This is a genomic window from Nocardioides malaquae (assembly GCF_015070385.1).
Taxonomy (GTDB): domain Bacteria; phylum Actinomycetota; class Actinomycetes; order Propionibacteriales; family Nocardioidaceae; genus Nocardioides; species Nocardioides malaquae.
The window spans coordinates 1-745 of the sequence record NZ_JADCSA010000040.1 but is presented as its reverse complement, the minus strand read 5'-3'; the positions used below and the strand labels follow the sequence as shown (position 1 = coordinate 745).

Below are 745 nucleotides of genomic sequence, written 5' to 3'. Positions count from 1 at the left end.
CTTTTATACGAGGGTCTCAGGCATATATTTTAAAATGGGGGTCCACGGGCTAATAAGGGTCAATTTGGAGGTCTTCGACATGAAATAAAGAACCACTGCTGTATATCAAACCTGTCCAAGTTCGTGTATGACTGCAGAGACGTGGTAGGTACACTGTAGACCAAGGGTCCCCAAAGTTGGGGTCGGGACCCCAAGTGGGGTCCCCAAATTATTTTGTGGGGTCCCCAGATGATTAGCTTGATGTCCATTTTTTTCTCACTTTCTCACAAATAATCCAACATCCAGTATAAGTGTGTACAGGGTGTCTACTAGACATTTATAAAGTGACAATTTGAGGACTTTCAAGACCTTTTTAATACTAAACTGGCCAAACTGTCAAATATTAGAGGCAGAAATCGTGAAAATAGCAGATCTACATGCTCACAACCGAGAACATGTAGATCGGCTATTTTCAAATGGCCGAAATGTATATAGGGCTGAAGTGATTAATGTAGGTTTCGCAATAATAAACACAATCTACAATGTAACTAGTAACTCAAGTTTTCACATAATTGTAGTGGAGTAAAAGTACAATATTTGGAGGCGTGATGTAGGGGAGTAGAAGTAAAAATATTGGAAATGGAAATAGTCAACACTGGTGACTGTTTTTCTGTGTCTACCTCCTTCTCTCTTTCTTTCCTTAACCTCCCTCCCTCCCTCCACCTCTCCACCTCTCTCTCTCTCTCTCTCTCTCTCTCTCTCTCTC

Annotated in this window: 1 protein-coding gene; it reads right to left on the bottom strand. The window is 41.2% G+C overall.

The window, feature by feature from the left end; genetic code table 11:
- Nucleotides 1-543: 543 nt before the first annotated feature.
- The coding region (locus IEQ44_RS17100; protein ID WP_227487604.1) for a hypothetical protein at nt 544-745 on the bottom strand (202 nt) is incomplete at its 5' end.